Raw genomic sequence first — 2,112 nt, 5'->3', positions numbered from 1 at the left:
GTCTTCAACGTCGAGGAGTTTGATCCCGATCCATTCCTAGAGGAGGTGGCAAAGCAAGGGCTCCCATGGCATGAGCTTCACGATATAGACCTAGAGCTATGATAGAGATAGGCGATAAGATCCCCGAAATCCTAGGGGTGGACCAAGATGGTAAGGAGTACACCCGCAAGGGACTGAAAGGGCAGAAGTTTGTACTTTATTTCTACCCAAAGGATAATACCAGTGGTTGCACTGCCGAGGCGTGTAGTTTTCGTGACGGCATGGGCGACCTGTGTAGTTTTCGTGACGGCATGGCCGACCTACAGGATGCTGGCTACCAAGTGATAGGAGTGAGCAAGGATAGTGCCAAGAGCCACCAGAAGTTTATTGAGCAGCATAGCCTCCCCTTCCCCCTTATCGTGGATACCGAGACTGAGCTACAGCAAGACTTTGGCGTCTGGGTGGAGAAGAGCATGTATGGCCGAAAGTATATGGGCACGCAGCGTACCACTTTCCTCATTGATGAGGAGGGTGTGGTGAGAGGTAAGTTCTCCGGCCGGGAGATCAAGACCAAGGAGCATGCCGCACAGGTACTTAAATTGATCAAACAATTAGAAGAAGATAAAGAGTAATGGCAAAGGAAGAGACAAAGGAGCAATCGGCAGAGCAACAGCAGAAGGAGAAGGCACTTAAGTCGGTGTTGGATAAGATTGAGAAGACCTTCGGCAAAGGCTCTATCATGAATATGGCGTCGCAGGAAATCGAGGATATAGAGGTGATCCCTACCGGCTCCCTCAACCTCGACATTGCCCTCGGTGTAGGGGGATACCCCAAGGGACGAATTGTGGAGATCTACGGCCCTGAGTCGTCAGGTAAGACCACTCTAGCCATACACGCTATCGCAGAGTGCCAGAAGCAAGGTGGCTTCGCTGCCATCATCGATGCGGAGAATGCATTCGACCGCAGCTATGCCGAGGCACTCGGGGTAGACCTCTCCAAGCTTTGGATATCTCAGCCCGATACGGGAGAGCAGGCACTTGATATCGCTGAGAACCTAATCCGTTCGTCGGCAATGGACCTCATCGTGATCGACTCCGTGGCGGCACTGACCCCAAAGGGTGAGATTGAGGGCGATATGGGTGAGAATAGAGTGGGTCTTCATGCCCGACTGATGAGCCAGGCTCTGCGTAAGCTCGCCGGTATCATCAATCGTACCAAGACCACCTGTATCTTTATCAACCAGTTGCGTGAGAAGATTGGTGCCTACGGCAACCCCGAGACCACTACCGGTGGTAATGCTCTGAAGTACTACGCCTCGGTGCGACTAGATATCCGCAAAAGCACTCCTATCAAGGATGCTGATGGCGAAGTGATCGGTAACCTCACCAAGGTAAAGGTGGCTAAGAATAAGGTAGCCCCTCCATTCCGTCGCGCTGAGTTTGATATCATGTTTGGACGAGGTATCTCCAAGGTTGGAGAGATCGTCGACGTAGGTGCAGACCTAGATATCATACGCAAAAGCGGCTCATGGTATAGCTATGAAGATACCAAATTGGGACAAGGTAGAGACAAAGCGATTGAAGTCCTCAATGAAAATCCCGACTTATTGGAACTCATTGAGAATCAAATCCATGAGCAACTTGGAGCAAAAGTCAAGTAAATATATTTATTAACGACGCTATACATACCACCGTTTATTAAATATATATTCAAGAAACTAGTGTTATAAAGCATAGGGATTTACTTGGTAAGATGTTAAGATTTGATGACCTTTGTGTTGTCAGAAAAGCATAACCTAATCAATCTTTCTTACCTAACATCCTAATATATTGTGGAATGACCGACAAAGGCTGTACGCGAAGTACAGCTTTTGTCGTTTTAAGAGGATAATGCAAAAAGGGCACCCATAACGGGCGCCCTTTTTTGTTGCCTCAACCGATTAGTTTCGATGCGGTGAAACTCCAGTTTCAATGCGGTAAAAAAAGAGTCTCCCACCTAAGCTATCAAATGTCTTGGATAGTGGCTTATCAGACAAGTCGGAGGGGCATCCCCCCTAAGCCCCGAACAACTGTTGCAGATATGTTATTATTCGATGAATAAGAAAGGTAGTATCCCAAAAAGTGTGTAAGGCAG

The 2,112-nt window shown here is 48.2% G+C and carries 3 protein-coding genes; all 3 read left to right on the top strand.

Features of this window, described 5'->3' with window-relative positions:
• Positions 1–102: hypothetical protein (locus QVO39_RS04450; protein WP_288171759.1), on the top strand; the 102-nt coding region annotated here is incomplete at its 5' end.
• Positions 99–611: a peroxiredoxin gene (locus tag QVO39_RS04445; RefSeq protein WP_021903180.1), complete on the top strand. Its 513-nt coding sequence runs from the start codon at positions 99–101 to the stop codon at positions 609–611. The genes QVO39_RS04450 and QVO39_RS04445, both read left to right, overlap by 4 nt.
• Complete coding sequence (gene recA / locus QVO39_RS04440; RefSeq protein ID WP_018027546.1) at positions 611–1,639, top strand: recombinase RecA; 1,029 nt, start codon at positions 611–613, stop codon at positions 1,637–1,639. The genes QVO39_RS04445 and recA overlap by 1 nt, the downstream gene beginning before the upstream one ends.
• Positions 1,640–2,112 lie beyond the last annotated feature (473 nt).

Source organism: Porphyromonas sp. CAG:1061, assembly GCF_000435035.1.
Taxonomy (GTDB): domain Bacteria; phylum Bacteroidota; class Bacteroidia; order Bacteroidales; family Porphyromonadaceae; genus Porphyromonas_A; species Porphyromonas_A somerae.
Note: the sequence above shows the minus strand (reverse complement) of the source record. Positions and strands in the feature narration are given on the sequence as shown.

Excerpts from the sequence above, each read along its gene's own strand:
- recA (WP_018027546.1), top strand. The coding sequence starts at position 611 with ATGGCAAAGGAAGAGACAAAGGAGCAATCGGCAGAGCAACAGCAGAAG.
- QVO39_RS04445 (WP_021903180.1), top strand. The coding sequence starts at position 99 with ATGATAGAGATAGGCGATAAGATCCCCGAAATCCTAGGGGTGGACCAA.